Raw genomic sequence first — 23,323 nt, 5'->3', positions numbered from 1 at the left:
CTGAAAATACAAAATTACCGGGTCGATTGCTCGACTACCCCGGCCAGTTCTTCAACGACCCGGGTGATGTCGGACTCGACCTGCCCTTCCACCATGACCCGGATCAACGGCTCCGTTCCCGACGCCCTCAGCAGGACCCGGCCAGCCTCACCCAATTCGGCTTCTGCCTGGCGCAGAGCTGAGACGATGTCGTCGCGGGACAGAGGATCAAAACGTTCCGCCACCCGGACGTTGATCATCTTCTGGGGCAGCTTGGTCATACCTTCGCGCAGCTGGGCCAGAGTCTGGCCGGATTTGCGGATAGCCAGCAGCACCTGCAGGGCCGACACAATGCCATCACCGGTCGTGGTGCAGTCCCGGATCACCATGTGACCGGAACCTTCGCCGCCCAGCACCCAGTCATTGGCCACGAGCCGCTCCATCACGTAGCGATCCCCCACCTTCGCACGCTCGAAGGCGATGCCGGCATCTTTAAGCGCCAGCTCGACGCCCAGATTGGTCATCAAAGTGCCGACCACCCCGCCCTTCAGGCGACCCTCGGCATGGCGCTGGGAAGCGATAATGTAGAGGAGCTCATCGCCATCCACTTCAGAGCCATCGCGATCCACCATCAGCACCCGGTCGCCATCGCCGTCGAATGCAATCCCCAGATCCGCCTTCTTTTCCAGTACCGCCGCCTTGAGCGCCTCCAGATGAGTGGAGCCGACACCCAGATTGATATTCAGACCGTCGGGATCGGCACCAATCACCGATACCCGGGCACCCAGCTCGCGGAAAACCTTGGGGGCCACGTGATAGGTGGCGCCGTGAGCACAGTCGAGGACAATATGAAGCCCGTCCATCGTGAACTCGTTCGGCACAGTACTCTTGCAGAATTCCACGTAGCGACCGGGAGCATCATCCACCCGGAAGGCCTTGCCAAGCTCCGACGGCTCACACACCTCCAGCGGACGGTCCAGCCAGCGCTCGATCTCGGCCTCGAGCGCATCATCAAGCTTGGCGCCGGCCGATGAAAAGAACTTGATGCCGTTATCGTGGTGCGGATTATGGGAGGCACTAATCACAATGCCGGCGGAAGCGCGGAATGTCCGGGTGAGATAGGCGATCGCCGGTGTCGGCATAGGGCCGAGCAGCTTTACATCGACACCAGCGGCAGCCAAGCCTGCCTCGAGTGCGGATTCGAACATGTAACCTGACAACCGAGTGTCCTTTCCGATCAGCACACTGTTGCGCTGACCGTCCTTTTTGAACGCCTGACCGGCAGCCCAGCCCAGGCGCAACATGAATTCCGGGGTGATCGGAAATTCACCGACCCGGCCACGAATGCCGTCGGTACCAAAATATTTGCGATCGGACATTAACCCGCCTCCTTCATTGCCGCCACAACCTTGACGGCATCAACTGTTTCCCTGACATCATGAACGCGCACGATGCTGGCACCTTTCATGGCGGCTATTGTCGCGGCCGCGATGCTCGCGGGCAACCTCTGATCGACCTCCCGGCCGGTAATCTGGCCCAGCATGGACTTGCGGGAGATGCCGATCAACAAGGGGTGCCCCAGAATATGAAGCTGCTCCATGGAAGCAAGCAACTGGAGGTTGTGCTCCAGGCTCTTGCCGAAACCGAATCCGGGATCGAGGACGATGTTCTCCGGGCGAACCCCGGCCTGCTCTGCCACTCGCATGCGCTCGGTCAGGAAGGAACTCACTTCCCGGCGGACGTTGCGGTACTCAGGCCGGTCCTGCATGGTATCCGGCTCACCCTGGATGTGCATGATGCAGGCAGGAATCCCTGCCGCGGCTGCCGCTTCCGGGGCGCCTGGGCGCTGAAGAGCGCGAACATCGTTGATCAACCCGGCACCGAGCTTTGCAGTCTCGGCCATGACTTCCGGAGAACTGGTATCCACGGAAATCACCGTATCCAGCTCGCGGGCAATCGCTTCGACGACCGGGCAGACCCGATCCAGCTCTTCCTGCAGCGACACCGGCGCCGCGCCCGGCCGCGTGGACTCGCCACCGACGTCAATAAAGGCCGCGCCATCGGCAACCATCTGCCGGGCCCGGAGCATGGCGGCATCCCGGGAATTGAACTGCCCGCCATCGGAGAAGGAATCCGGGGTGACGTTGAGAATCCCCATGACATGACAGCGGGACATGTCCAGCACCCGTCCGGCAAAGTTCATTTCCATAGCAAACCTTTTCTGAGGTAACAAAAACAAACGCCGCCCGGAGTCCGGGCGGCGCATTCAATCGACCTGTTATTGATCAGGGAGCGGGTCAGTGCTCTCCTGCCGGTCGACCGACACCAGGCTGGCGACCGTCGTCAGAGCCCTTGGGCTCGGGAGCCTTTTCCGGCTCTCCGGCCTGGGCGCCACCGGCCGGCCCACTACCACCCCAACCTTTGGGGGGACGCGGCTCGCGGCCTTCCATGATGTCATCAATCTGGTAGCGGTCGATGGTCTCATACTTCATCAGCGCTTCCGCCATCATGTCCAGCTTGTCCCGGTTGTCGATCAGGATCTGCTTGGCAGTCTCGTAGCAGGTATCGATGATGTTACGCACCTCCTCGTCGATCCGCTGGGCAGTTTCCGGTGAGTAAACCGTCTGCGACTGGCCGGCAGAGCGCCCGAGGAAAGGCTCTTCGCTGTCGGTGTCGTACTGCAGCGGGCCCAGCTTCTCGGACAGCCCCCAACGAGTCACCATGTTGCGGGCGAGACTGGTCGCACGCTCGATGTCATTGGATGCGCCGGTGGTCACACCATCAAACCCAAGGGTCAATTCCTCGGCGATACGGCCACCGAACAGGCTGCAGATCGAGCTGATCAGGAAACGCTTGCTGTGGCTGTACTTGTCCTCTTCCGGCAGGAACATGGTCACACCCAGGGCGCGCCCACGGGGGATAATGCTTACCTTGTAGACCGGATCGTGCTCCGGCATCAGCCGACCAACGATCGCATGGCCGGACTCGTGGTAAGCGGTGTTCCGCTTTTCCTTCTCGCTCATCACCATGGACTTCCGCTCGGCGCCCATCATGATCTTGTCCTTGGCGAGCTCAAACTCTTCCATGGACACCAGCCGCTGGTTACGACGCGCGGCAAACAGGGCAGCCTCGTTCACCAGGTTGGCAAGATCCGCACCGGAGAATCCTGGGGTACCACGGGCAATGAGCACCGGCTCCACGCCGTCTGCCAGGGGTACCTTTTTCATGTGTACTTTCAGAATCTGCTCACGGCCGATGATGTCCGGCAAGCCAACCACTACCTGACGGTCGAAACGACCCGGGCGCAGCAACGCCGGGTCCAGGACGTCCGGCCGGTTGGTGGCTGCAATGACGATGACGCCTTCATTACCTTCAAAGCCGTCCATCTCGACCAGCAGCTGGTTCAGGGTCTGCTCGCGCTCATCGTGACCACCACCCATGCCGGCGCCACGATGACGACCGACCGCATCGATCTCGTCGATAAAGATGATGCACGGGCTCTGCTTCTTGGCCTGCTCGAACATGTCACGGACGCGGGACGCACCCACACCCACGAACATTTCCACAAAGTCGGAACCGGAGATCGAGAAGAACGGTACCTTCGCTTCGCCGGCAATGGCCTTGGCCAGCAGTGTCTTACCGGTACCCGGCTGACCGACCATCAGCACGCCCTTGGGAATACTGCCGCCCAGGCGCTGAAACTTGCTCGGATCCCGCAGGAAGTCCACCAGCTCCTTGACGTCCTCCTTCGCTTCGTCGACACCGGCGACATCCGCGAACGTGGTCTTGATCTGGTCTTCACTCATCAGGCGCGCCTTGCTCTTGCCGAACGACATGGGGCCTTTGCCGCCACCGCCGCCCTGCATCTGGCGCATGAAGAAGACGAATAGAGCGATAATGATCAGAATCGGGAACGCGGCCACCAGCAACTGCGTCCACAGGCTCTGGCGCTCAGGCTCCTTGCCGATGACCTCGACGTTGTTCGCCAGCAGGTCGTCCATCAATTTGTTATCCGACACCTGCGGCCGGATCGTCTGGAATTGGGAACCATCCCCGCGGGTACCCTGAATTTCCAGACCGTCAATGGTCACCCGCTGAACCTGGCCCTGCTGGACCATTTCCACGAACTGGGAATAGTTGACTTGTTGGCCGGTGGTGGTGGGAGAGAAATTCTGAAACACCATCAGCAGCACGGCGGCTATTATCAGCCAGAGAACCAGATTTTTTGCCATATCGTTCAAGGATCATCACCTGTGAATTGAGGGAGTCTTCGCAAAGACAACCTTTTCCGACACCTTACACCAATTGTACGCCCGTCCACCAGAAACGGCCCATCCGTAGCGGCCACAGGGAGGGGCAACATCGGGGCCGATCTGAAAACGGGGTCAGATGAAAGCTTTCATCTGACCCCAACTTCAAACCTGACTCCACGCTACCCCTTGAAACCCTTCCCCACCAGGTAGATCTCTCTCGACCTCGCCCTGGAAGAGTCCGGCTTCCGGCTTACAACGGTCTTGAAGCTGTCGCGCATGTCAGCCAGCAATGCATCAAAGCCTTCACCCTGAAACACCTTGGCAACAAACACGCCACCGGGCCGCAGTACCTGCCGGGCCATATCGAGGGCCAGCTCGACCAGCCCCATCGCCCGCGGAATATCTACCGCAGCCATACCACTCATATTGGGTGCCATATCGGAAATTACAACATCCGCTTTTCGGTCACCCAACAATCCCAGCAATCTTTCGAAGACTTCATCCTCGGTAAAATCGCCCTGGACAAAATCGACACCGGCGATCGGATCCATGGGCAGGATGTCGCTGGCGATCACCGCTCCCTTGTCACCGACGCGCTCCACGGCAACTTGTGACCAGCCACCGGGCGCGGCACCCAGGTCCACCACCAGCTGCCCCGGCCGGAACAGCTTGTCTTTCTTGTCCAGCTCAACGAGTTTGTAGCTGGCTCGGGAGCGATACCCTTCTTCCTGCGACTTTCTGACCCAAACGTCGTCGAAATGTTCCTTGAGCCAGCGGTCGCTGGACTTGGACCGAGCCAAACCTACCTCCAAAACTTTCCGGGACAGACCACCGCGGCCAGCATCGATACGGGTTAACAAGCATTTGCGGGGCCGGACGATCTGTTACAATCTGCGAATTATACGATTATGCCAGCGTTTACGCCGCTGACCTTTTGTTAATTGCACCTATAAAGAGATTACATCATGAGTCTTTCACCGGAACAGCGCCGGGAATACCGGGCCATTGCCCACAACCTGAAACCCGTGATCATCGTGGGAGACAAAGGCCTGTCCGAGGGACTCCAGGAAGAACTGGAGCGCGCACTGAACGATCACGAACTGATCAAGATCAAGGTCGCCAGCCAGGACCGGGAAGCCCGCCAGGAGGCGATCAGCGCCCTGTGCGACGCCTCGGGGGCCGAGGTCGTACAGACCATTGGCAAGATTGCTGTGCTTCTGCGCCGGGCGAAGAAACCCAATCCGAAGCTGTCCAACCTGCTTCGGCACAAGCACTGAACCCGGTCCTAAAGAAAAAGCCGGCTGCGGGGGACCGTAGCCGGCTTTTTTTGTACCTGAGATCCGGGGTGAAGATGGGGTCAGATGAAGGCTTTCATCTGACCCCGGAGCTGGACCTAACCTCAAACCGGGACCGCCAAGTTGGGGTCAGAAGAAAGCTTTCTTCTGACCCCTTTTTAGAACCCCGGACTCTGATCTTGGGGTCTGATGAACGTTTTCATCTGACCCCGTTTTCAACTCACACCCTCAGATGTACTCCACTTCGGCAATCTCGTACTCCACGGTACCGGACGGCACACGGATCGCCACCACATCTCCCTCGTCCTTGCCCACCAGTGCACGGGCGATCGGGGAAGAGATGGAGAGTTTGCCTTCCTTGATGTCGGCTTCGTCCTCGCCGACGATCTGGTAGGTCACTTCTTCGTCGGTGTCCACGTTCACCAGATGAACAGTGGTGCCGAAGATGACCTTGCCGGTATTTTCCATGGTGGTGACGTCAATCACCTGGGCAGAGGCGAGTTTGCCTTCGATTTCCTGGATCCGGCCCTCGATGAAGCCCTGCTGTTCACGCGCGGCGTGGTATTCGGCGTTCTCCTTGAGATCGCCGTGTTCGCGGGCCTCAGCAATCGCCGCGATTACCTGCGGGCGATCTTCGGACTTCAGCTTCTTAAGCTCCTCGCGCAGGCGGGCCTCACCCGCCTTGGTCATGGGTACTCTGTCAGCCATAGTCTTACTTTCCTGCGTGTAGGTCCTGGAGGCGACGAACAGTACGCTCCGGGCCAAACTTGATGGCCCGGCAGAAGGCTTCGCCGCCCGCCAGTGTCGTTGTATAGGTCACCTTGGTCTGCAGCGCGGACTGGCGGATCTGTGCCGAGTCGGAAATCGCCTTACGACCTTCAGTGGTGTTGATAATCAGCTGTACCTTGCCGTTCTTGATGGCATCGACGATGTGCGGACGGCCCTCACGGACCTTGTTCACCCGCTCAACCTCGATCCCCGCGGCTTCCAGCGCCTTCGCGGTACCGGTGGTGGCAATGATCCTGAAGCCGGCATCGACGAGATCCCGGGCAACCCTGGCGGCACCAGGCTTGTCCACGTCACGCACGGACATGAAGGCGGTACCCTTCTCCGGCAAGCGCTCACCGACCGCCAGTGCCGCCTTGGCAAACGCCTCGTCAAAGCTGTCACCCAGGCCCATGACCTCCCCGGTGGACTTCATCTCCGGGCCCAGGATCGGATCCACGGCCGGGAACTTGTTGAACGGGAACACGGATTCCTTCACCGCGTAGTAGCTCGGCACGATCTCCTGGGTGAAGCCAAGCTCCTTCAGGGTCTTGCCAGACATCACCCGGGCTGCAACCGCCGCCAGGGACACGCCGATGGCCTTGGAGACAAACGGCACGGTGCGCGACGCCCGCGGGTTCACCTCAATCACGTAGATCTCGCCGTCCTGCCAGGCCAGCTGTACGTTCATCAAACCGACCACGTCCAACTCGATAGCCATCTTCTTCACGGCATCGCGCATCTCATCCTGAACCTGCTGGGACAGGGTGTACGGCGGCAATGAACAGGCGGAGTCACCGGAATGTACGCCGGCCTGCTCGATGTGCTGCATGATACCGCCGATGACCACATCCTCTCCGTCACAGATGGCATCGATGTCCACCTCGATGGCAGCGTTCAGGAAGTGATCGAGCAGCACCGGGCTGTCGTTGGAGACCAGCACGGCATTGCGCATGTAACGCACCAGCTCGGTCTCGTCGTAGACGATCTCCATGGCCCGGCCACCCAGCACGTAGGACGGACGCACCACCAGCGGGTATCCGATCTCCCGGGCCGCCAGGATGCCCTCTTCGTGGCTGCGCACAGTGGCATTTTCCGGCTGTTTCAGGCCCAGGCGGGTGATCATCTGCTGGAACCGCTCCCGGTCCTCGGCGCGGTCGATGGCGTCCGGGCTGGTGCCGATAATGGGCACGCCCGCCGCTTCCAGGCCACGAGCCAGCTTCAGCGGGGTCTGACCGCCATACTGGACGATCACGCCCTTGGGCTTCTCGACGTAGATGATTTCCAGCACGTCTTCCAGGGTGATGGGCTCGAAGTACAACCGGTCGGAGGTGTCGTAGTCGGTGGACACGGTCTCCGGGTTGCAGTTGATCATGATGGTTTCGTAGCCGTCTTCACGCATGGCCAGGGCCGCGTGCACACAGCAGTAATCAAACTCGATGCCCTGCCCGATCCGGTTCGGACCGCCGCCGATGACCACGATCTTGTCGCGGTCGGAGGCGTCGGACTCACACTCCTCCTCGTAGGTGGAGTACATGTACGCGGTGTCGGAGGCAAATTCCGCGGCACAGGTGTCCACCCGTTTGTACACCGGGCGGATGTCCAAGTCATGGCGCAGCTTGCGCAGGCTCACTTCGGAGATGCCCAGCAGCTTGGCCAGTCGGGCATCCGAGAAGCCCTTGCGCTTGAGCCGGAACAGGGTGGCCTGATCGATATCGGCCTTGCCCGCACTCCTGAGGGCCTCTTCCTCACGGATCAGGTCCTCGATCTGCACCAGGTACCAGGGGTCCACCTTGGTATGGGCAAACACGTCCTCGACGCTCATGCCGGCGCGGAAGGCATCGCCGATGTACCAGATGCGGTCGGCGCCGGGCACATTCAGTTCACGGGTCAGGGTTTCCCGGGAATTCTCGGAATCCAGGTCCTCGAGTTTCTCGTCGAAGCCTTCGGAGCCCACTTCCAGACCGCGCAGGGCCTTCTGCAGGGATTCCTGGAAGGTGCGGCCGATGGCCATGACCTCACCGACGGATTTCATCTGGGTGGTCAGGCGGGCGTCGGCCTGGGGGAATTTCTCGAAGGTGAAGCGGGGAATCTTGGTGACCACGTAGTCGATGGACGGCTCGAACGAGGCCGGGGTCACGCCGCCAGTGATTTCGTTCTGCAATTCGTCCAGGGTGTAGCCCACCGCCAGCTTCGCCGCCACCTTGGCGATCGGAAAACCGGTGGCCTTGGAGGCCAGCGCGGAGGAACGGGACACCCGAGGGTTCATCTCGATCACCACCATGCGGCCGGTGTCCGGGTTGATACCGAACTGGACGTTGGAGCCCCCGGTTTCCACGCCGATTTCACGCAGGACCGCCAGGGAGGCGTTCCGCATGATCTGGTATTCCTTGTCGGTGAGGGTCTGGGCCGGGGCCACGGTGATCGAGTCACCGGTGTGCACGCCCATGGCATCGAAGTTCTCGATGGAGCAGACGATGATGCAATTGTCGTTCTTGTCGCGAACAACTTCCATCTCGTACTCTTTCCAGCCGATCAGGGACTCGTCGATCAACAGCTCGTTGGTCGGGGACAGGTCGAGACCGCGCTGGCAGATTTCCTCGAACTCATCCCTGTTGTAGGCGATACCGCCGCCGGAACCGCCCATGGTGAAGGACGGACGGATGATGCACGGAAAGCCGATGTCCTCAGCCACTTTCCAGGCTTCTTCCATGGAATGGGCGATGGTGGCACGCGGGCACTCGAGCCCGATTTTCTTCATGGCCTTGTCGAAGCGGTCCCGGTCCTCGGCCTTGTCGATGGTGTCGGCGTTGGCACCGATCATCTCGACACCATGCTTCTCCAGGATGCCGTGCTTCTCCAGGTCCAGCGCGCAGTTCAGCGCAGTCTGGCCACCCATGGTGGGCAGCAGTGCGTCCGGCTGTTCTTTCTCGATGATCTTCTCGACCGTCTTCCAGGTGATCGGCTCGATGTAGGTGGCGTCGGCCATGACCGGGTCGGTCATGATGGTGGCCGGGTTGGAATTCACCAGGATGACCCGGTAGCCCTCTTCACGCAGGGCTTTACAGGCCTGGGCTCCGGAGTAGTCGAATTCGCACGCCTGCCCGATCACGATGGGGCCGGCGCCCAGGATCAGGATGCTTTGGATGTCTGTACGTTTTGGCATGTCTTGGTAAACCTGTCAGCAACTTTTGAATTCTTGCAGCGCAAAACGCGGCGCCTGTGAGCTTTCCGGGGCGATCCGCACTCAGGCGGATCGCGTTTCCATCAGGCGGATAAACTCGTCAAACAGGGGCGCCACGTCGTGAGGACCGGGGCTCGCTTCCGGGTGGCCCTGGAAGCTGTAAGCCGGCTTGTCGGTCCGGCGGATGCCCTGCAGCGTGCCGTCGAACAGGGACTTGTGAGTCGCCTCAACGTTTGCGGGCAATGTTGCCTCGTCCACAGCGAAGCCGTGGTTCTGGCTGGTGATCATCACGGTGCCTTTGGCAATGTCCTGCACTGGGTGGTTGGCGCCATGGTGGCCGTGCCCCATTTTCATGGTGCCGGCGCCGCTGGCCAGGGCCAGCAACTGGTGACCGAGGCAAATGCCGAATACCGGGATCTCGGTTTCGAGCACTTCCTGGATGGCCTTGATGGCGTAATCGCAGGGTTCGGGGTCACCGGGGCCGTTGGACAGGAAGATGCCATCCGGATTCATGGCCAACACTTCCGAAGCCGGCGTTTGGGCCGGTACCACCGTGATGTCGCAGCCACGGGCCGCGAGCATGCGCAGGATGTTCAGCTTGACGCCGTAATCCCAGGCCACCACCTTGAATTTCGCCTCGGTGCGCTCACCATAGCCTGAATCCAGGCTCCACTCGGTCTGACTCCACTGCCAGGTCTTGTCACAGGTGACTTCCTTGGCGAGGTCCATGCCTTTTAGCCCGGGGAACGCCTTGGCCAGCTCCAGGGCGCGCTCGGCGGTGGCATTTTCGCCGGCGACGATGGCGCCGTTCTGGGAGCCCTTGTCCCGGAGGATTCGGGTCAGGCGGCGGGTGTCGATGTCGGCAATTCCAACAATGTTGTTGCTTCGCAGGTAGTCTTGCAGACTACCCTGGCTGCGCCAGTTGCTGGCCAGCAGGGGCAGATCGCGGATAATCAGGCCGGCGGCCTGGATACGATCGGATTCGATATCCTCTTCATTCACTCCGGTATTGCCGATGTGCGGATACGTCAGGGTGACGATCTGGCGGGAGTAGGACGGATCGGTCAGGATTTCCTGATAGCCGGTCATGGCGGTGTTGAACACCACCTCGCCGCTGGTTTCTCCGTCAGCGCCCATGGCGGTGCCGTAGAAGAGGCTTCCGTCTGCGAGTGCAAGGATTGCTGGTGTGCTCAAGGCTTGTATCCTCATCGAGTGGCGGATAAGTTCGTCACGAACAGGAACGCAAGCGCAAATTCAGGTCGCAAAAAAGCGAGAGGGAGTAAAAACTCCGTCCCGCTTTTCATAAAACTCTTAAAAGCTTCTCAAAGCTACGCTTGGTGCAAATAAATCGCCTTATTGTAGGAAATATGGCGCTTTCTGTCCACGAGAAATGTCCCTCCCTCGTGTTTGGACGGAGCACCGGCGGGAGCTTGACCGGTAATCCGGCAGGCGCTTGGAGTCGTCCTTCCGGGAACCGCTACGAGCCCCCCTTCGGGGTCCAGCCAGCAATCACAGATTGCTGCCGTTCGGCTGTCGCATGAAGCTCCGCTTCATAAACGCTCGGCCTCACCCATGTGCGCTTGTTTCAGGCCATCCGTGGCCTTCAACATTCCCGGAAGAAGGAGCCCAATCCCCTGCCTCAGAGACAGCCCGCAGAGGGAGCCTCAGGCAAAGGGGGCATCATCCTTTAAGGTTGAGAACATCCTGCATGTCGTACAAACCAGCCGACTTACCCTCCAGCCACAACGCCGCCCGCATGGCACCCTTGGCGAACGTCATACGACTGCTCGCTTTGTGGGTCACTTCGATGCGCTCGCCTTCGGTGGCAAACAGGACGGTGTGGTCGCCGACCACGTCACCGGCCCGGATGGTTTCGAAGCCGATTTCCTTGCGGGTGCGTTCGCCGGTGAAGCCTTCGCGGCCGTAGACGGCGCACTCTTTCAGGTCACGACCGAGGGCATCGGCAACCACCTCGCCCATACGCAGCGCGGTGCCTGAGGGCGCGTCCTTCTTGTGGCGGTGGTGGGCCTCGATGATTTCGACGTCGTAGTCGTCGCCCAGGGTCGCCGCGGCAGTGCGCAGCAGGTTGAGGACCACGTTGACGCCAACACTCATATTGGGGGCAAACACCACCGGGGTGGACTCTGCCGCCAGCGCGAGCTGCTGTTTTTCGGCATCGGACATGCCGGTGGTGCCGATGACGAGCATTTTGCCGTTGGCCTTGCAGAATTCGGCGTTTTCCAGGGTCAGGTCCGGGAAGGTGAAGTCGATGAGCACATCGAAGTCGTCCTTCGCGTCGGCCAGACTGCCGACCATTTTGATGCCGGTCTTGCCGATGCCGCTGAGTTCGCCGGCGTCAGCGCCAATCAGGCTGCTGCCGGGCTCGACCACGGCGGCGCCCAGTTCCAGACCTTCGGTGCCGTCGACGGCTTCGATCAGGACTTTGCCCATGCGCCCGGCGGCGCCGATGATTGCTACCCTCATGTTCACTTTTCCCTTGTTTGGCTCACGCTCAGAATTTCATTTCGTCGAAGAAGTGCTTCACACCCTCGAACCAGGAGGTTTTCTTCGGAGCATGATGGGTGCCGTTACTGCCGTCCAGTGTTTGCTGGAATTCTTCGAGCAGTTCTTTCTGGCGCTTGGTGAGGTTGACCGGGGTTTCCACCACCACGCGGCACAGCAGGTCACCGGCCGGGCCGCCACGGACCGGGCTCACGCCCTTGTTGCGCAGGCGGAACAGTTTGCCGGTCTGAGTCTCGGCCGGGATCTTGAGCTTCACGCGGCCATCGAGGGTGGGCACCTCCAGCTCGCCGCCAAGGGTGGCGTCCACGATGCTGATGGGCACCTCGCAGTAAAGGTTACGACCCTCGCGGGTGAAGATGGAGTGCTCACGCACCGCAATCTGAACGTACAGGTCGCCGGGCGGCCCGCCGTCGACACCCATTTCGCCCTCGCCGGAGAGACGGATGCGGTCACCGGTATCGACACCGGGCGGCACTTTGACGGAAAGGGTTTTCTCTTTCCGCACCCGGCCCTGGCCGTGACATACCTTACACGGGTTCTTGATGATCTGGCCGGAGCCCCGACAGGTCGGACAGGCCTGCTGCACGGCGAAGAAACCCTGCTGCATGCGCACCTGCCCCATACCCTTACAGGTACCGCAGGTTTCGACACCGGAACCTTTCTCGGCACCACTGCCATCGCAGGCTTCGCACTCCTCGTGGCCGGGAATGGTGATGTTGACGGATTTCCCTTTGACCGCTTCTTCGAGGTCCAGCTCAAGGGTGTAGCGCAGGTCGGCACCGCGGGTGTTGCGGCCACGACCACCGCCGCCGCCAAAAATGTCGCCGAACACGTCTCCGAAGATGTCGGAGAAGCTGGCGCCACCGCCTCCAAAGCCACCACCGGCCTGACCGTCTACGCCGGCATGACCGAACTGATCATAGGCAGCACGCTTGCTGGAATCCGCCAGTACGTCGTAGGCTTCGCTGGCCTCTTTGAATTTATTCTCGGCATCTGCATCGTCCGGGTTACGGTCCGGATGGTATTTCATGGCGAGCTTACGATAAGCCCGCTTGATGTCCTTCTCGTCCGCGTCCCGGGATACACCGAGAACTTCGTAATAATCGCGCTTGGCCATGCTATAAAACCCTGTATTTATAACGCGGAAAACGCGGGGTAACCCCCGCGTTTTCCAACTACCTGATGTACGTCAGATTTACTTCTTGTCGTCGTCTTTGACTTCTTCGAACTCGGCGTCCACAGCGTCATCAGCTGACTGGGACTGGGCACCTTCCTGCCCGCCAGCCTGCTGCGCCTGTTCGGCCTGATCCGCGTACATCTTCTGGGCCAGCTCGGAAGAGACTTCGGTCAGCTTCTGGGTCTTGGCTTCGATGTCTTCCTTATCGGAACCTTCCAGCGCCTCTTCGAGCTCCTTGATGGAAGCTTCGATGGACTCTTTCTCGCTGTCACTGACCTTGTCACCGGCTTCACTCAGGGTCTTGCGCACGGCGTGAACCATGGCGTCGCCCTGGTTTCGGACCTGAACCAGCTCCTCGAACTTGCGATCCTCTTCGGCATTGGCCTCGGCGTCCTGCACCATCTTCTCGATCTCGTCCTCGTTCAGACCGGAAGAGGCCTTGATCACGATGGACTGCTCTTTACCTGTTGCCTTGTCCTTCGCGGACACGTTCAGGATGCCGTTGGCGTCGATGTCGAAGGTCACTTCGATCTGCGGCACACCGCGCGGCGCCGGCGGGATGTCTGCCAGGTCGAAACGGCCCAGCGACTTGTTACCGGACGCCTGCTTGCGCTCACCCTGAACCACGTGGATGGTCACGGCAGTCTGGTTGTCTTCCGCAGTGGAGAAGGTCTGCGACTTCTTGGTCGGAATCGTGGTGTTCTTCTCGATCAGCGGAGTGGCCACGCCACCCATGGTTTCGATACCGAGGGTCAGCGGGGTCACGTCGAGCAGCAGGACGTCTTTCACATCACCGGACAGTACCGCGGCCTGAATGGCAGCACCCATGGCCACTGCTTCGTCCGGGTTCACGTCCTTGCGCGGCTCCTTGCCGAAGAACTCTTTTACCTTCTCCTGAACCAAAGGCATACGAGTCTGACCGCCTACCAGGATGACTTCATCCACTTCGCTGGCACTCATGCCAGAGTCCTTCAGAGCGACCTTACACGGCTCAAGGCTGCGCTGGACCAGGTCCTCGACCAGGGATTCCAGCTTGGCACGGGTCAGTTTGACGTTCATGTGCTTCGGACCACTCTGATCCGCCGTGATGTACGGCAGGTTCACGTCGGTCTGCTGGCTGCTGGACAGCTCGATCTTGGCCTTCTCGGCCGCTTCCTTCAGACGCTGCATTGCCAGGGAATCGCCACGCAAGTCGATGCCGCTGTCTTTCTTGAACTGGTCGGCCAGGTACTCGATCACTTTCAGGTCGAAGTCTTCACCACCCAGGAAGGTATCACCGTTGGTGGCCAGCACTTCGAACTGGTGCTCGCCGTCCACGTCGGCAATCTCGATGATGGACAGGTCGAAGGTACCACCGCCCAGGTCGTAAACGGCCACGGTGCGGTCACCGCTCTTCTTGTCCAGGCCATAGGCCAGCGCTGCGGCGGTCGGCTCGTTGATGATCCGCTTCACTTCCAGACCGGCGATCTTGCCGGCATCCTTGGTGGCCTGACGCTGGCTATCGTTGAAGTAGGCCGGCACAGTGATCACCGCCTCGGTCACGGTCTCGCCCAGGTACTCTTCCGCGGTCTTCTTCATCTTCTTCAGAACTTCCGCGGACACCTGCGGCGGTGCCATCTTCTTGCCCTTCACCTCAACCCAGGCGTCACCGTTGTCCGCCTTGGTGATGGTGTACGGCACCATCTTGATGTCTTTCTGGACCACGTCGTCCTCGAAACGACGACCGATCAGACGCTTGATGGCGTACAGCGTGTTCGCCGGGTTGGTAACGGCCTGGCGCTTGGCAGACTGACCAACCAGGGTTTCGCCGTCTTCGGTGTAGGCAATGATGGACGGGGTGGTGCGATCACCCTCGGCGTTCTCGATTACCTTTACCTTGTCGCCATCCATGATGGCCACGCAGGAGTTTGTGGTTCCCAGGTCGATACCAATAATCTTGCTCATCGAATCACTCCAATTCTTCTGAATGCTTTCCCGGAGTATGTCGCCCCCGGCTTCTCGCTATTTACTCGCTATATTGGCGCTTTAATCGGCTTTTCAAGCCTGCCGGCGAATTTTTCGTTAATCGGCCTTGGCGACGATGACCATCGCCGGGCGCACCACGCGGCCGTTGAGCAGGTAACCCTTCTGCACGACGTTAACCACGCTGTTGGGCTCTGCATCCGGCGCCGGCACCATGGACATAGCCTCATGCTGCTGCGGATCGAACGGCTCACCTACCGGGTTCAGCTGCTCGACATTGAACTTCGCCAGACTTTTCATGAACAGGTCGAGAGTCATTTCCACGCCCTCACGGATGGAGGCCACCAGTTCACCGGCCTCTTCCTGGCCTTCGGTGCTTTCCACCGCTTTTTCCAGGCTATCCGCCACGGGCAGCAGTTCCTTCACGAACTTCTCGAGGGCGAATTTGTGCGCCTTCTCGACATCGATTTCCGACCGGCGACGCACGTTCTGCATTTCCGCCTGGGTGCGCAGCACCTGATCCTTGAGCTCCTGGACCTGGGCGTTGAGGGCTTCCACCTCGGAAACCTCTTCGCCTTCCTGAGCTTCTTCCCCTACAGCCTGCGCTTCCTCGGCAGCCGCCTCGGTCGCTTCCTTCAATTCCTCTGCCTGTTCGTTGCGGTTCTCGTCAGTGCTCATGACTTCTCCTGCTAGATCTCCAGCGGCCAGATACACGGCCGATTGAAATGTGCTCCCGGCCGAAGCGAGCCGGAAAACTGTATTTGCGAACGGATATGGGGCCCACTCTCCGGGTTTCAACCATTTTGCGCCGTAATCGCGAAGAAATTCCCGCCGGCCTGTTTGCAAACAGGTAAAACCCTGTATATATTCACAGTCACTGTATGTAAAAACAGTACTGCAGACGGTCATCAACAAGCACTCAACAACGGATTCTGAATCGGGAGCGGAGGTTATCCATGCTCACACAACTTACGGTTTCCAATTACGCCATTGCCGAACGAGTGGAACTCCAGTTCAACAAGGGGATGACGGCACTGACCGGAGAAACCGGTGCGGGCAAATCCATCGTTCTCGATGCCCTCGGACTTGCCATGGGTGGGCGCGCAGATGCAGGAGCGGTCCGCCATGGCGCCAAACGGGCGGACATCACCGCCACCTTTGATGTCAGCAACATTCCCGAAGCCGCCGAGTGGCTCGGCCAGCACGAACTGGACGATGACGACGACTGCATCCTTCGCCGTGTCATCAGCAAGGACGGTCGTTCCCGTGCCTATATCAACGGCCAGCCCTGCCCTCTGGCACACCTCAAGGAGCTGGGCGGTCTGCTGATGGACATCCACAGCCAGCATCAGCATCAGTCCCTGCTGCGCCGGGAGACTCACCGCAAATTGCTCGACGAGTTCGCCGGCGTCGAAACGCTGGCTGCCGATACCCGGGCCGCCTGGAAGGCCTGGCAACAGACCCGCCAGCGCCTGACCGAACGACAGCAGAATGCCGACGAGGCCGAAGCACGACTGCAACTTCTTCGCTACCAGGTGGAGGAGTTGGATCGACTCGCCCTGGAAGACGGCGAACAGGAAGCCCTGGAACAGGAACAGGCCCAGCTGAGCCAGGCGGATTCAGTACTGCACAGCAGCCATCAGGCTGCCCTGCTGTGCACCGAAGACGAGACCAGCGCCTCGGACCTGATCCGCCAGGCCCTGCAACAACTCGAGCAACTGCCAGTGGAGGTGCCCGCACTGGCCGATACCGTACAGATGCTGAACGAGGCCCAGATCCAGGTTTCCGAGGCCGGCGACAACCTGCGCCGTTTTGTCGAGGATTACGAGGCAGACCCGGCCCGCCTCGCCGAGGTAGAAGAACGCCTGAGCGCGATCTACCAGATGGCGCGCAAGCATCGCATTACCCCTGAAGAGCTTCCGGAACTACAAGCCCGCTTGAGCGGCGAACTGGCCGAACTGGAGGGTGGCGAAGGCAGCCTGGAACAACTGGAAGCCGACCTGGAAAATCAACGCGCCAGCTTTGACGCGCTTGCCGGCAAACTTACCAACGCACGCCAGCAGGCTGCGGTGGAGCTGGATCAGCGTATCGCCGAGGAACTGGCCCAGCTGAGCATGCCGTCGGTGCAATTTGTCACCCATCTTAACCGGAACAGCGATGACCAACCGGCCCCACACGGCATGGAGGACATCGAGTTTCTGGTCAGCGCCAACCCCGGTCAGCCGGCCCGATCCCTCGCGAAGGTGGCCTCCGGCGGTGAACTGTCACGGATCAGCCTGGCCATCCAGGTGGTGGTCGCCCAGACCTCCACCACACCCACACTGGTGTTCGACGAGGTCGATGTCGGCATCGGAGGTGGTACCGCGGAAGTGGTGGGCAAGCTCTTGCGCACCCTGGGCAGCAACGGCCAGGTACTGTGTGTGACCCATTTGCCACAGGTGGCAGCGCAGTGCCATCAGCACCTGTTTGTCAGCAAATTTACAGAAAAGGATGCCACTTTCTCGAAAATCGAGGCACTCGATGACAAGGGAAGGATCAGTGAAGTGGCGAGAATGCTCGGCGGCGTGGACATGACCGAGCAAACCATTGCTCATGCCCGGGAGATGTTTTCGAAAGGGCAGGCAACCCACCACTGAGGCGGACCAAGGACCTCTACCCCTCTCGATCCTGAGAGCTGTTTGGGGCAGGCTGATACCTGCCCCTTTTTTTCTGGGTTTGTCCGGTTTATTCGCCTTCTTTGGCCTTCATCGGCTTCACATAGAGAATCAGGCTGTGATCCACGATTTCATAGCCGTGCTCTTCCGCGATCTTCTTCTGACGCTCCTCGATCACTTCGTCCACGAACTCGATGACCTCACCCGTCTGGGTGCAAACCATGTGATCGTGATGATCATCGCCCGCCATCTCGAACACCGCGTGACCGCCCTCGAAGTTGTGGCGAAGAACCAGACCCGCCGCCTCGAACTGGGTCAGCACCCGGTACACCGTCGCCAGCCCCACGTCATCTCCCTGCTCCAGCAGCTTCTTATAAACGTCTTCGGCACTGAGGTGGTGCTCTTGGGCGTTCTCCAGAATATTGAAGATCTTGACCCGTGGCAGGGTGACCTTCAGACCGACTTTTCGTAATTCGGCGTTTTCAGATGACATGTTACTATTCGCTCTTTGGTGTGCCTCACGGCTTCCGGTATGATGAAGCCGCCATTTTACGGTCAACCCGTGTCACACCTGCTTCTGGCAGGCGATTTCAAGATAGAGGATTTCCCCCGGCGATGCAAAAGCTCACAGCTCTCATTCTCACTCTCTTTATGACCGGTTGTGTCTTCCCTGGCGTCTACAAGATCAACGTCCAGCAAGGCAACATCGTGACCGATGAAGAGCTGACCTCACTGAACGCCGGCATGCCCCGGAGTCAGGTCCATGCGCTGCTTGGCACGCCACTGACCATCAACCCGGTGGACCTTTCCCGGGAGTACTACATCTATACTTTCCAGAGAAGGGGCGGAGACATCCAGGAGCAACGGATTGTTGTCTACTATGACGGCGATAGCTTTTCACATTACGAAGCAAAGCTGCTTGAGGAAACACCCGCCTACTGAGCGCGGTTCAGGCCTTCTTCCTGGCCCGATTCAGGCGCGCCTGTTTCGGGTCGATCTTGAGCGGCCGGTACAGCTCCACACGATCACCGTCACGCAACTCGTGCGCTGCCGGGTCTTTGATGACCTTCCCGAAGATGCCCATATCAATCGAATCCGGATCCACTTCGGGAAAAATATCCGCAATCCCGGACAGCTTCGCGGCTTCAAGCGCAGTCGTACCCTCGGGCACCCTGACGGGCACGATTTCCTGTTTGTCAGGACGGGCGTAAGCGACCTCTACCCGAATCATCAACTTCCTCCCCGATACAATTCGTCTGCACGGCGACAGAACGCGTCCACCATGGTGTTGGCAGCCTGACTGAATACCGGCCCGAAGGTCATCCGGGACAGTGACCCGGAGAACTCGAATTCCAGGGTCAGGATGACCTTGCAGGCGTTGTCGTCCAGAGCCTTGAAATGCCAGCGGCCAGTGAGGTTCTGGAACGGACCGTCCACCAGGTTCATCTCGATGGCCTCAGGCATCAACAGCTGGTTACGGGTAGTCAAACGATGGCGGATCCCGCCTTTTGCGATTTCCAGGGAGGCGGTCACCTGCTCCTCGCCCTGGTCGTGGACCTCGGCTCCGGCACACCAGGGCAGAAACTCGGGATAGCGGGCGATATCGTTGACTAGATGGAACATGCGCTCGGCGGAGTGCATGACAAGTGCGGTTTTATCAATCTGATGGGCCATGGGCTCCTCAGTCAAAAAAGACGGCCTGAATCAAACGCTATGATAAAGGATCTCGTCCTCTTTGGGGGCATTTTCGGGCTGTTCAACCGGTTCGGGGGCGGCGCCTTCCTCCCCATCCGCCGGTTTCGCCTGCTCGGAGGGAGCACTACTACCCTGCCCATCAGAGACCGGTGCTCCGGAGTCCGCCCCCGGCGCCTCATCCGGCACCACCTCCAGCGCGAGGGCGGCGGGGCTCTCGCACCAGAGTGCAGCGCTGCCATTGTCACACAGGCTGTCCAGGGAGAACGCGGTGTACATGATACCGACGTACGCCACCACCACCGGAAGTACCGCGCGCATATCCCAATACCAGACCCGTGCAAACAGGCCCGGCGCTCGGCCGATCAACTGGTGTGCCAGCCGCCGCGTCAGGCACCAGCCGGTAAACAGGGCAACGAGGATCGCCACCAGGGGAATCAGCAAGCCCCCCGTGAACAACTCCAGCCATCGGAACAGGGTCGCCCCATACAGACGGTAGTCCGCCCACAGATTGAACGACAGCAGGGTTACCAGTCCTGCCAGCCAGACCAACAACCCGACCAATACGACAGAGATGCCCCTTGGCGCCCCGGTCCACTCCCGAAGCCAACCAACGACAGGCTCCATCAGGGCCAGCGAGGTTGTCCAGACAACCATCACCACCAGCAGGAAGGCACAGGCGAGAATCAGCTGGCTTCCGGGAAACTGGGCCAGGGAGACCGGAAGGGTCACGAACAACAGGCTGAAGCCCCGCTCACCGTCAAAATCCGTACTGCCGTTGGCAAGGGCAAAAATCATCAGACCGGCCAGAACGGCGACCAGGGTATCCATCAACACGACTGCCAGGATCGATCGTTTGAAGCGAGTATCAGGCGTGGTGTAGGTGCCAAGCACTGTCCACACACCCATGCCCAGCCCTAGGGTAAAGAAGGCATGGAACAAGGCAGCCTTGACGCTGCCAAGGGAAACGTCCTCGGGGCGCATTTCGAGGATGTGGGCAAAAGCACCATCGATCCGGCCCTGCCAGGCCGCCAGTCCGAACAGCGCCAGCATCAGGACCAGAGCTCCGGGGACGACCACCCTCATGGTTCTCTCTACCCCCCGGGCCACGCCTTGCACCGATACCCAGAGCACCAGTAAAAGGAAGAACGCGTGCCAGGCCATGAATTGCCGGTAGTGCCCGGGATCAGATACCAGCTCGTAGAGCACCGAGGCAGCCTCTGCCTCACTGCCCGAGGACAAGCGCCCCAAAGCACCGAAGAACACATAAGCCAGGGCTATCGACCCGAAGACGGCGGTGTAGGACAGCACCACGAAGGCTGCCACCACACTCAAACGACCAGCCAGCATCCAGCCCCGGGAGCATCGGGCGCTGCGAATCAGCCCATCGACGGCCAGCACGATGCCGTGGCGGGAGTAACGCCCAAGTGCAGCCTCGGTCACCATAAGCGGCAGAGTGACAAGGAGAAGACAGGCAAGGTAGATCAACACGAACAGGCCACCGCCATGCAGACTGGCCAGGTAGGGGAATTGCCACAGATTGGCCAGCCCCACCGTTGCGCCCACGGAGGCCCAGAAGAATGTGGATTTGCGGGTGAACGTCCCGTTGGCTGTCTGGTACGGCGTCGACATGCGTTTCCCTGAAAGTATCTGCGTCGCCATTGTAGCTGATGCCGTCAAAGTCGCACGTCTGTTTGGTCACGATTACGGCGTTTTCGTGACCGGTCTGGCAGTCCTGGGCTACAATGCGCGTTTTGCCGGGGCAAGCCCGGCGATTCGTTCATTTATCCGACCCCGGATTATTGGTTCATGAGCAAGAAGAAACCCGGAACGCCGAGTAGTACTATCGCCCTGAACAAGAAGGCGAAGCACGAGTATCACATAGAAGAACGCTTCGAGGCGGGCCTGTCCCTGCTGGGCTGGGAGGTCAAATCCCTGCGTGCCGGCAAGGCCCAGCTGGTGGACGCGTATGTGCTGCTCAAGAACGGCGAGGCCTGGTTGCTCGGTGCCCACATCACTCCCCTGAGTACCGCCTCGACCCACGTGATTGCCGATCCGACCCGCACCCGCAAGCTGTTGCTGCACAAGAAAGAGATCGCCAAGATCATCGGCAAGGTCAATCAGGCCGGCTTTACATGCATTCCCCTCGCCCTGTACTGGAAAAAGAACAAGGTGAAGTGCGAGATCGCGCTGGCCAAGGGCAAGAAGCAGTTCGACAAACGAGCCACCGAGAAAGAACGCGACTGGAACCGCCAGAAACAGCGAATAATCCGTGAAGTGAATCGGTGACCGTCTCCAGAAAATGCAGTACCTTGTCAGAATGAACTGAGGGACTGCAAACGGAGGGCCTATGTCATCTGAACTGACGCCAATGTCTTCGGTTGACCACGCCTGGCTGAGAATGGACTCACCAGAAAACCCGATGATGATTTCGGGGGTGCTGATGCTCGAGCAGCCCATCGCCCTCGATCGTCTGAAACGGATTCTGGACGAACGCTTCCTGTGTTTCCGCCGCTTCCGCCAGCGCATCGTCGAACGTGGCGACAAAGCATATTGGCAGGACGATCCGCTGTTTGATATCGACAACCACCTGCATCGTATTGCCCTGCCCGGCACGGCCGGCAAGGCCGAGCTCGAGGCTCTGGTCAGCGATCTGAACAGCACAGCCCTCGATTTCCGCCGCCCCCTCTGGCAGATGCATTACATCGACCACTACAACGGCGGCTGCGCCCTGCTGATCCGTATCCATCACTGCATTGCCGACGGAATCTCCCTGGTCCGGGTACTGTTGTCGATGACCGACAAGACCCCTGAGCCAACGCTGAATAAGGTTCGCCGCCTCCGCAAGCAGCGTACAGGTGACACATCGTTGCTCCGGCAGGTATTGCATCGGGCCGTCGACAACACCCTACTGGCTGCGGGGCAGGCCCGATTCCTGCTCCAATCGATCCGTCAGGAACCCAACTACCCCCTGAAGCTGGCGACGGCCGCCGGTGGCGTTGCGATGGATCTGGCCAAGCTGGGGTTCGCTCCCTTTGAGCCGAAAACCAACCTGAAGGCCTCACTGTCCGGGCGCAAGCAGGTAGCCTGGGCGGAACCCCTGGATCTGGCGGAGGTCAAAGCGTGCGCCAAGGCCCTGGGTGGCACCGTTAATGACGTGCTGCTGTGTGTCACCACCGGCGCGCTGAACCGGCATTTCCATGCTTGTGGGGAGGAAATACCGGAGTGCGGTATCCGGGTGGCCGTGCCTTTTAATCTCCGGCCCCTCGACCAGCCCATCGATACCCTGGGCAACCGGTTCGGCCTCGTGCTGGTGAGCCTGCCGGTTGAAATAGCCGACCCTGTGATGTGCTTCCGTCAGGTCCAGGAGAACATGAACAGCCTCAAGCGCTCTTACCAGGCCCAGGTGACTTACAGTCTCCTTGATCTGTTTGGTCGCGGCCCCGACGTACTTGAACGGCGGGCGCTGGCTCTGCTCAGCAACAAGGCCTCCGCGGTGCTGACCAATGTCCCCGGACCGAAGAATGCCGTTTACCTGGCCGGCAGCAAACTGGTCCAACCCATGTTCTGGGTCCCCCAGAGTGGCAACATTGGCATCGGCATGAGCATCTTCAGTTACGACGGCACGGTGCAGTTCGGCATCACCGTGGACAAGGCGATCCACGCCGATCCCCATGCCGTGATGGACTACTTCCGGGAAAGCTTCAAGACCCTGAGCCACGCGGCCCTCGCCGGGCGGCCCCAGGCGGTAAAGCGCCAGGCAAGCTGAACCAGGGTAGGTACAAATCACCCAAATAACCCTTGAAGTCCGGTAATCCGGACACATATACTGTAATCAC

General features: G+C 60.0%; 21 protein-coding genes. 6 read left to right on the top strand and 15 right to left on the bottom strand.

Translation table 11 applies throughout. The features are described from left to right. Positions 1-14: 14 nt before the first annotated feature. The 4 genes from glmM to rlmE all read right to left on the bottom strand — a co-directional run bounded on the left by glmM (position 15) and on the right by rlmE (position 5,032). Positions 15-1,358 (bottom strand): phosphoglucosamine mutase, encoded by a 1,344-nt coding sequence (gene glmM, locus MD273_RS01770; protein WP_239036058.1) that lies wholly within the window; start codon positions 1,356-1,358, stop codon positions 15-17. After that, on the bottom strand, positions 1,358-2,188 hold the full coding sequence (gene folP, locus MD273_RS01765; protein ID WP_239036057.1) for a dihydropteroate synthase: 831 nt from the start codon (positions 2,186-2,188) through the stop codon (positions 1,358-1,360). Before folP ends, glmM begins: the two co-directional genes overlap by 1 nt. Before the next feature lie 88 nt (positions 2,189-2,276). Next, a complete protein-coding gene (gene ftsH / locus MD273_RS01760; protein ID WP_239036056.1) occupies positions 2,277-4,220 on the bottom strand; it encodes an ATP-dependent zinc metalloprotease FtsH in 1,944 nt (647 codons plus the stop codon). 191 nt (positions 4,221-4,411) lie between these two features. Then, positions 4,412-5,032, bottom strand: a complete 621-nt coding sequence (gene rlmE / locus MD273_RS01755; protein ID WP_239036055.1) for a 23S rRNA (uridine(2552)-2'-O)-methyltransferase RlmE — start codon at positions 5,030-5,032, stop codon at positions 4,412-4,414. A 165-nt stretch (positions 5,033-5,197) separates the two neighbouring features. Here rlmE and yhbY point away from each other — a divergent pair, with 165 nt between their 5' ends. Continuing rightward, positions 5,198-5,509 carry a ribosome assembly RNA-binding protein YhbY gene (gene yhbY, locus MD273_RS01750; protein ID WP_239036054.1) on the top strand — a complete coding sequence of 104 codons (312 nt, stop codon included), beginning with the start codon at positions 5,198-5,200 and terminating at the stop codon, positions 5,507-5,509. 246 nt (positions 5,510-5,755) lie between these two features. Here yhbY and greA read toward each other — a convergent pair whose 3' ends face one another. From greA to grpE, 7 genes are all read right to left on the bottom strand, one after another. Continuing rightward, positions 5,756-6,235, bottom strand: a complete 480-nt coding sequence (gene greA, locus MD273_RS01745; protein ID WP_285229108.1) for a transcription elongation factor GreA — start codon at positions 6,233-6,235, stop codon at positions 5,756-5,758. Between the two features lie 4 nt (positions 6,236-6,239). Next, positions 6,240-9,458: a carbamoyl-phosphate synthase large subunit gene (gene carB, locus MD273_RS01740; RefSeq protein WP_239036053.1), complete on the bottom strand. Its 3,219-nt coding sequence runs from the start codon at positions 9,456-9,458 to the stop codon at positions 6,240-6,242. 81 nt (positions 9,459-9,539) lie between these two features. Further along, positions 9,540-10,670 carry a glutamine-hydrolyzing carbamoyl-phosphate synthase small subunit gene (gene carA / locus MD273_RS01735; RefSeq protein WP_239036052.1) on the bottom strand — a complete coding sequence of 377 codons (1,131 nt, stop codon included), beginning with the start codon at positions 10,668-10,670 and terminating at the stop codon, positions 9,540-9,542. A gap of 486 nt (positions 10,671-11,156) precedes the next feature. Beyond that, entirely contained in the window at positions 11,157-11,960 is an 804-nt protein-coding gene (dapB, locus tag MD273_RS01730) for a 4-hydroxy-tetrahydrodipicolinate reductase (protein ID WP_239036051.1), read from the bottom strand. A 28-nt stretch (positions 11,961-11,988) separates the two neighbouring features. Continuing rightward, positions 11,989-13,116 (bottom strand): molecular chaperone DnaJ, encoded by a 1,128-nt coding sequence (dnaJ, locus tag MD273_RS01725; RefSeq protein ID WP_239036050.1) that lies wholly within the window; start codon positions 13,114-13,116, stop codon positions 11,989-11,991. Positions 13,117-13,194: 78 nt separating this feature from the next. Beyond that, positions 13,195-15,120 carry a molecular chaperone DnaK gene (gene dnaK, locus MD273_RS01720; protein ID WP_239036049.1) on the bottom strand — a complete coding sequence of 642 codons (1,926 nt, stop codon included), beginning with the start codon at positions 15,118-15,120 and terminating at the stop codon, positions 13,195-13,197. Positions 15,121-15,237: 117 nt separating this feature from the next. Next, positions 15,238-15,816 carry a nucleotide exchange factor GrpE gene (gene grpE / locus MD273_RS01715; RefSeq protein WP_239036048.1) on the bottom strand — a complete coding sequence of 193 codons (579 nt, stop codon included), beginning with the start codon at positions 15,814-15,816 and terminating at the stop codon, positions 15,238-15,240. Positions 15,817-16,094: 278 nt separating this feature from the next. Between grpE and recN the strand changes: the two genes are divergently transcribed. Next, complete coding sequence (recN, locus tag MD273_RS01710) at positions 16,095-17,774, top strand: DNA repair protein RecN (protein WP_239036047.1); 1,680 nt, start codon at positions 16,095-16,097, stop codon at positions 17,772-17,774. An 88-nt stretch (positions 17,775-17,862) separates the two neighbouring features. Here the strand turns inward: recN and fur are convergent, their stop codons facing one another. Then, complete coding sequence (gene fur / locus MD273_RS01705; protein WP_239036046.1) at positions 17,863-18,285, bottom strand: ferric iron uptake transcriptional regulator; 423 nt, start codon at positions 18,283-18,285, stop codon at positions 17,863-17,865. A gap of 122 nt (positions 18,286-18,407) precedes the next feature. Here fur and MD273_RS01700 point away from each other — a divergent pair, with 122 nt between their 5' ends. Beyond that, a complete protein-coding gene (locus MD273_RS01700) occupies positions 18,408-18,734 on the top strand; it encodes an outer membrane protein assembly factor BamE (protein ID WP_239036045.1) in 327 nt (108 codons plus the stop codon). A gap of 7 nt (positions 18,735-18,741) precedes the next feature. Here MD273_RS01700 and MD273_RS01695 read toward each other — a convergent pair whose 3' ends face one another. The 3 genes from MD273_RS01695 to MD273_RS01685 are packed head-to-tail and all read right to left on the bottom strand — an operon-like array spanning position 18,742 to position 21,116. Further along, positions 18,742-19,023, bottom strand: coding sequence for an RnfH family protein (locus MD273_RS01695; protein ID WP_239036044.1), 282 nt, complete (start codon positions 19,021-19,023; stop codon positions 18,742-18,744). After that, positions 19,023-19,466 (bottom strand): type II toxin-antitoxin system RatA family toxin, encoded by a 444-nt coding sequence (locus MD273_RS01690; RefSeq protein WP_239036043.1) that lies wholly within the window; start codon positions 19,464-19,466, stop codon positions 19,023-19,025. The genes MD273_RS01695 and MD273_RS01690 overlap by 1 nt, the downstream gene beginning before the upstream one ends. A gap of 30 nt (positions 19,467-19,496) precedes the next feature. Beyond that, positions 19,497-21,116, bottom strand: coding sequence for a sodium-dependent transporter (locus MD273_RS01685; RefSeq protein ID WP_239036042.1), 1,620 nt, complete (start codon positions 21,114-21,116; stop codon positions 19,497-19,499). On the opposite strand from MD273_RS01685, the gene MD273_RS01680 reads away from it, so the two are divergent. The 3 genes from MD273_RS01680 (at position 21,115) to MD273_RS01670 (ending at position 23,253) form a co-directional block, all read left to right on the top strand. Continuing rightward, entirely contained in the window at positions 21,115-21,297 is a 183-nt protein-coding gene (locus MD273_RS01680; RefSeq protein ID WP_239036041.1) for a hypothetical protein, read from the top strand. The two genes, MD273_RS01685 and MD273_RS01680, sit on opposite strands and share 2 nt — an antisense overlap. Then, complete coding sequence (smpB, locus tag MD273_RS01675) at positions 21,294-21,773, top strand: SsrA-binding protein SmpB (RefSeq protein ID WP_239036040.1); 480 nt, start codon at positions 21,294-21,296, stop codon at positions 21,771-21,773. Before MD273_RS01680 ends, smpB begins: the two co-directional genes overlap by 4 nt. Before the next feature lie 61 nt (positions 21,774-21,834). Further along, entirely contained in the window at positions 21,835-23,253 is a 1,419-nt protein-coding gene (locus MD273_RS01670) for a WS/DGAT/MGAT family O-acyltransferase (RefSeq protein WP_239036039.1), read from the top strand. Positions 23,254-23,323 lie beyond the last annotated feature (70 nt).

It is taken from the genome of Marinobacter sp. C7, from assembly GCF_022343555.1.
GTDB lineage: Bacteria > Pseudomonadota > Gammaproteobacteria > Pseudomonadales > Oleiphilaceae > Marinobacter.
The sequence above is the reverse complement of the archived record's forward strand: the minus strand, read 5'-3'. Positions and strand labels throughout refer to the sequence as shown.

Excerpts from the sequence above, each read along its gene's own strand:
- glmM (WP_239036058.1), bottom strand. The coding sequence starts at position 1,358 with ATGTCCGATCGCAAATATTTTGGTACCGACGGCATTCGTGGCCGGGTC.
- folP (WP_239036057.1), bottom strand. The coding sequence starts at position 2,188 with ATGGAAATGAACTTTGCCGGACGGGTGCTGGACATGTCCCGCTGTCAT.
- yhbY (WP_239036054.1), top strand. The coding sequence starts at position 5,198 with ATGAGTCTTTCACCGGAACAGCGCCGGGAATACCGGGCCATTGCCCAC.
- greA (WP_285229108.1), bottom strand. The coding sequence starts at position 6,235 with ATGGCTGACAGAGTACCCATGACCAAGGCGGGTGAGGCCCGCCTGCGC.
- carB (WP_239036053.1), bottom strand. The coding sequence starts at position 9,458 with ATGCCAAAACGTACAGACATCCAAAGCATCCTGATCCTGGGCGCCGGC.
- dapB (WP_239036051.1), bottom strand. The coding sequence starts at position 11,960 with ATGAGGGTAGCAATCATCGGCGCCGCCGGGCGCATGGGCAAAGTCCTG.
- dnaJ (WP_239036050.1), bottom strand. The coding sequence starts at position 13,116 with ATGGCCAAGCGCGATTATTACGAAGTTCTCGGTGTATCCCGGGACGCG.
- dnaK (WP_239036049.1), bottom strand. The coding sequence starts at position 15,120 with ATGAGCAAGATTATTGGTATCGACCTGGGAACCACAAACTCCTGCGTG.
- grpE (WP_239036048.1), bottom strand. The coding sequence starts at position 15,816 with ATGAGCACTGACGAGAACCGCAACGAACAGGCAGAGGAATTGAAGGAA.
- recN (WP_239036047.1), top strand. The coding sequence starts at position 16,095 with ATGCTCACACAACTTACGGTTTCCAATTACGCCATTGCCGAACGAGTG.
- fur (WP_239036046.1), bottom strand. The coding sequence starts at position 18,285 with ATGTCATCTGAAAACGCCGAATTACGAAAAGTCGGTCTGAAGGTCACC.
- MD273_RS01700 (WP_239036045.1), top strand. The coding sequence starts at position 18,408 with ATGCAAAAGCTCACAGCTCTCATTCTCACTCTCTTTATGACCGGTTGT.
- MD273_RS01695 (WP_239036044.1), bottom strand. The coding sequence starts at position 19,023 with ATGATTCGGGTAGAGGTCGCTTACGCCCGTCCTGACAAACAGGAAATC.
- MD273_RS01690 (WP_239036043.1), bottom strand. The coding sequence starts at position 19,466 with ATGGCCCATCAGATTGATAAAACCGCACTTGTCATGCACTCCGCCGAG.
- MD273_RS01680 (WP_239036041.1), top strand. The coding sequence starts at position 21,115 with ATGCGTTTCCCTGAAAGTATCTGCGTCGCCATTGTAGCTGATGCCGTC.
- MD273_RS01685 (WP_239036042.1), bottom strand. The coding sequence starts at position 21,116 with ATGTCGACGCCGTACCAGACAGCCAACGGGACGTTCACCCGCAAATCC.
- smpB (WP_239036040.1), top strand. The coding sequence starts at position 21,294 with ATGAGCAAGAAGAAACCCGGAACGCCGAGTAGTACTATCGCCCTGAAC.
- MD273_RS01670 (WP_239036039.1), top strand. The coding sequence starts at position 21,835 with ATGTCATCTGAACTGACGCCAATGTCTTCGGTTGACCACGCCTGGCTG.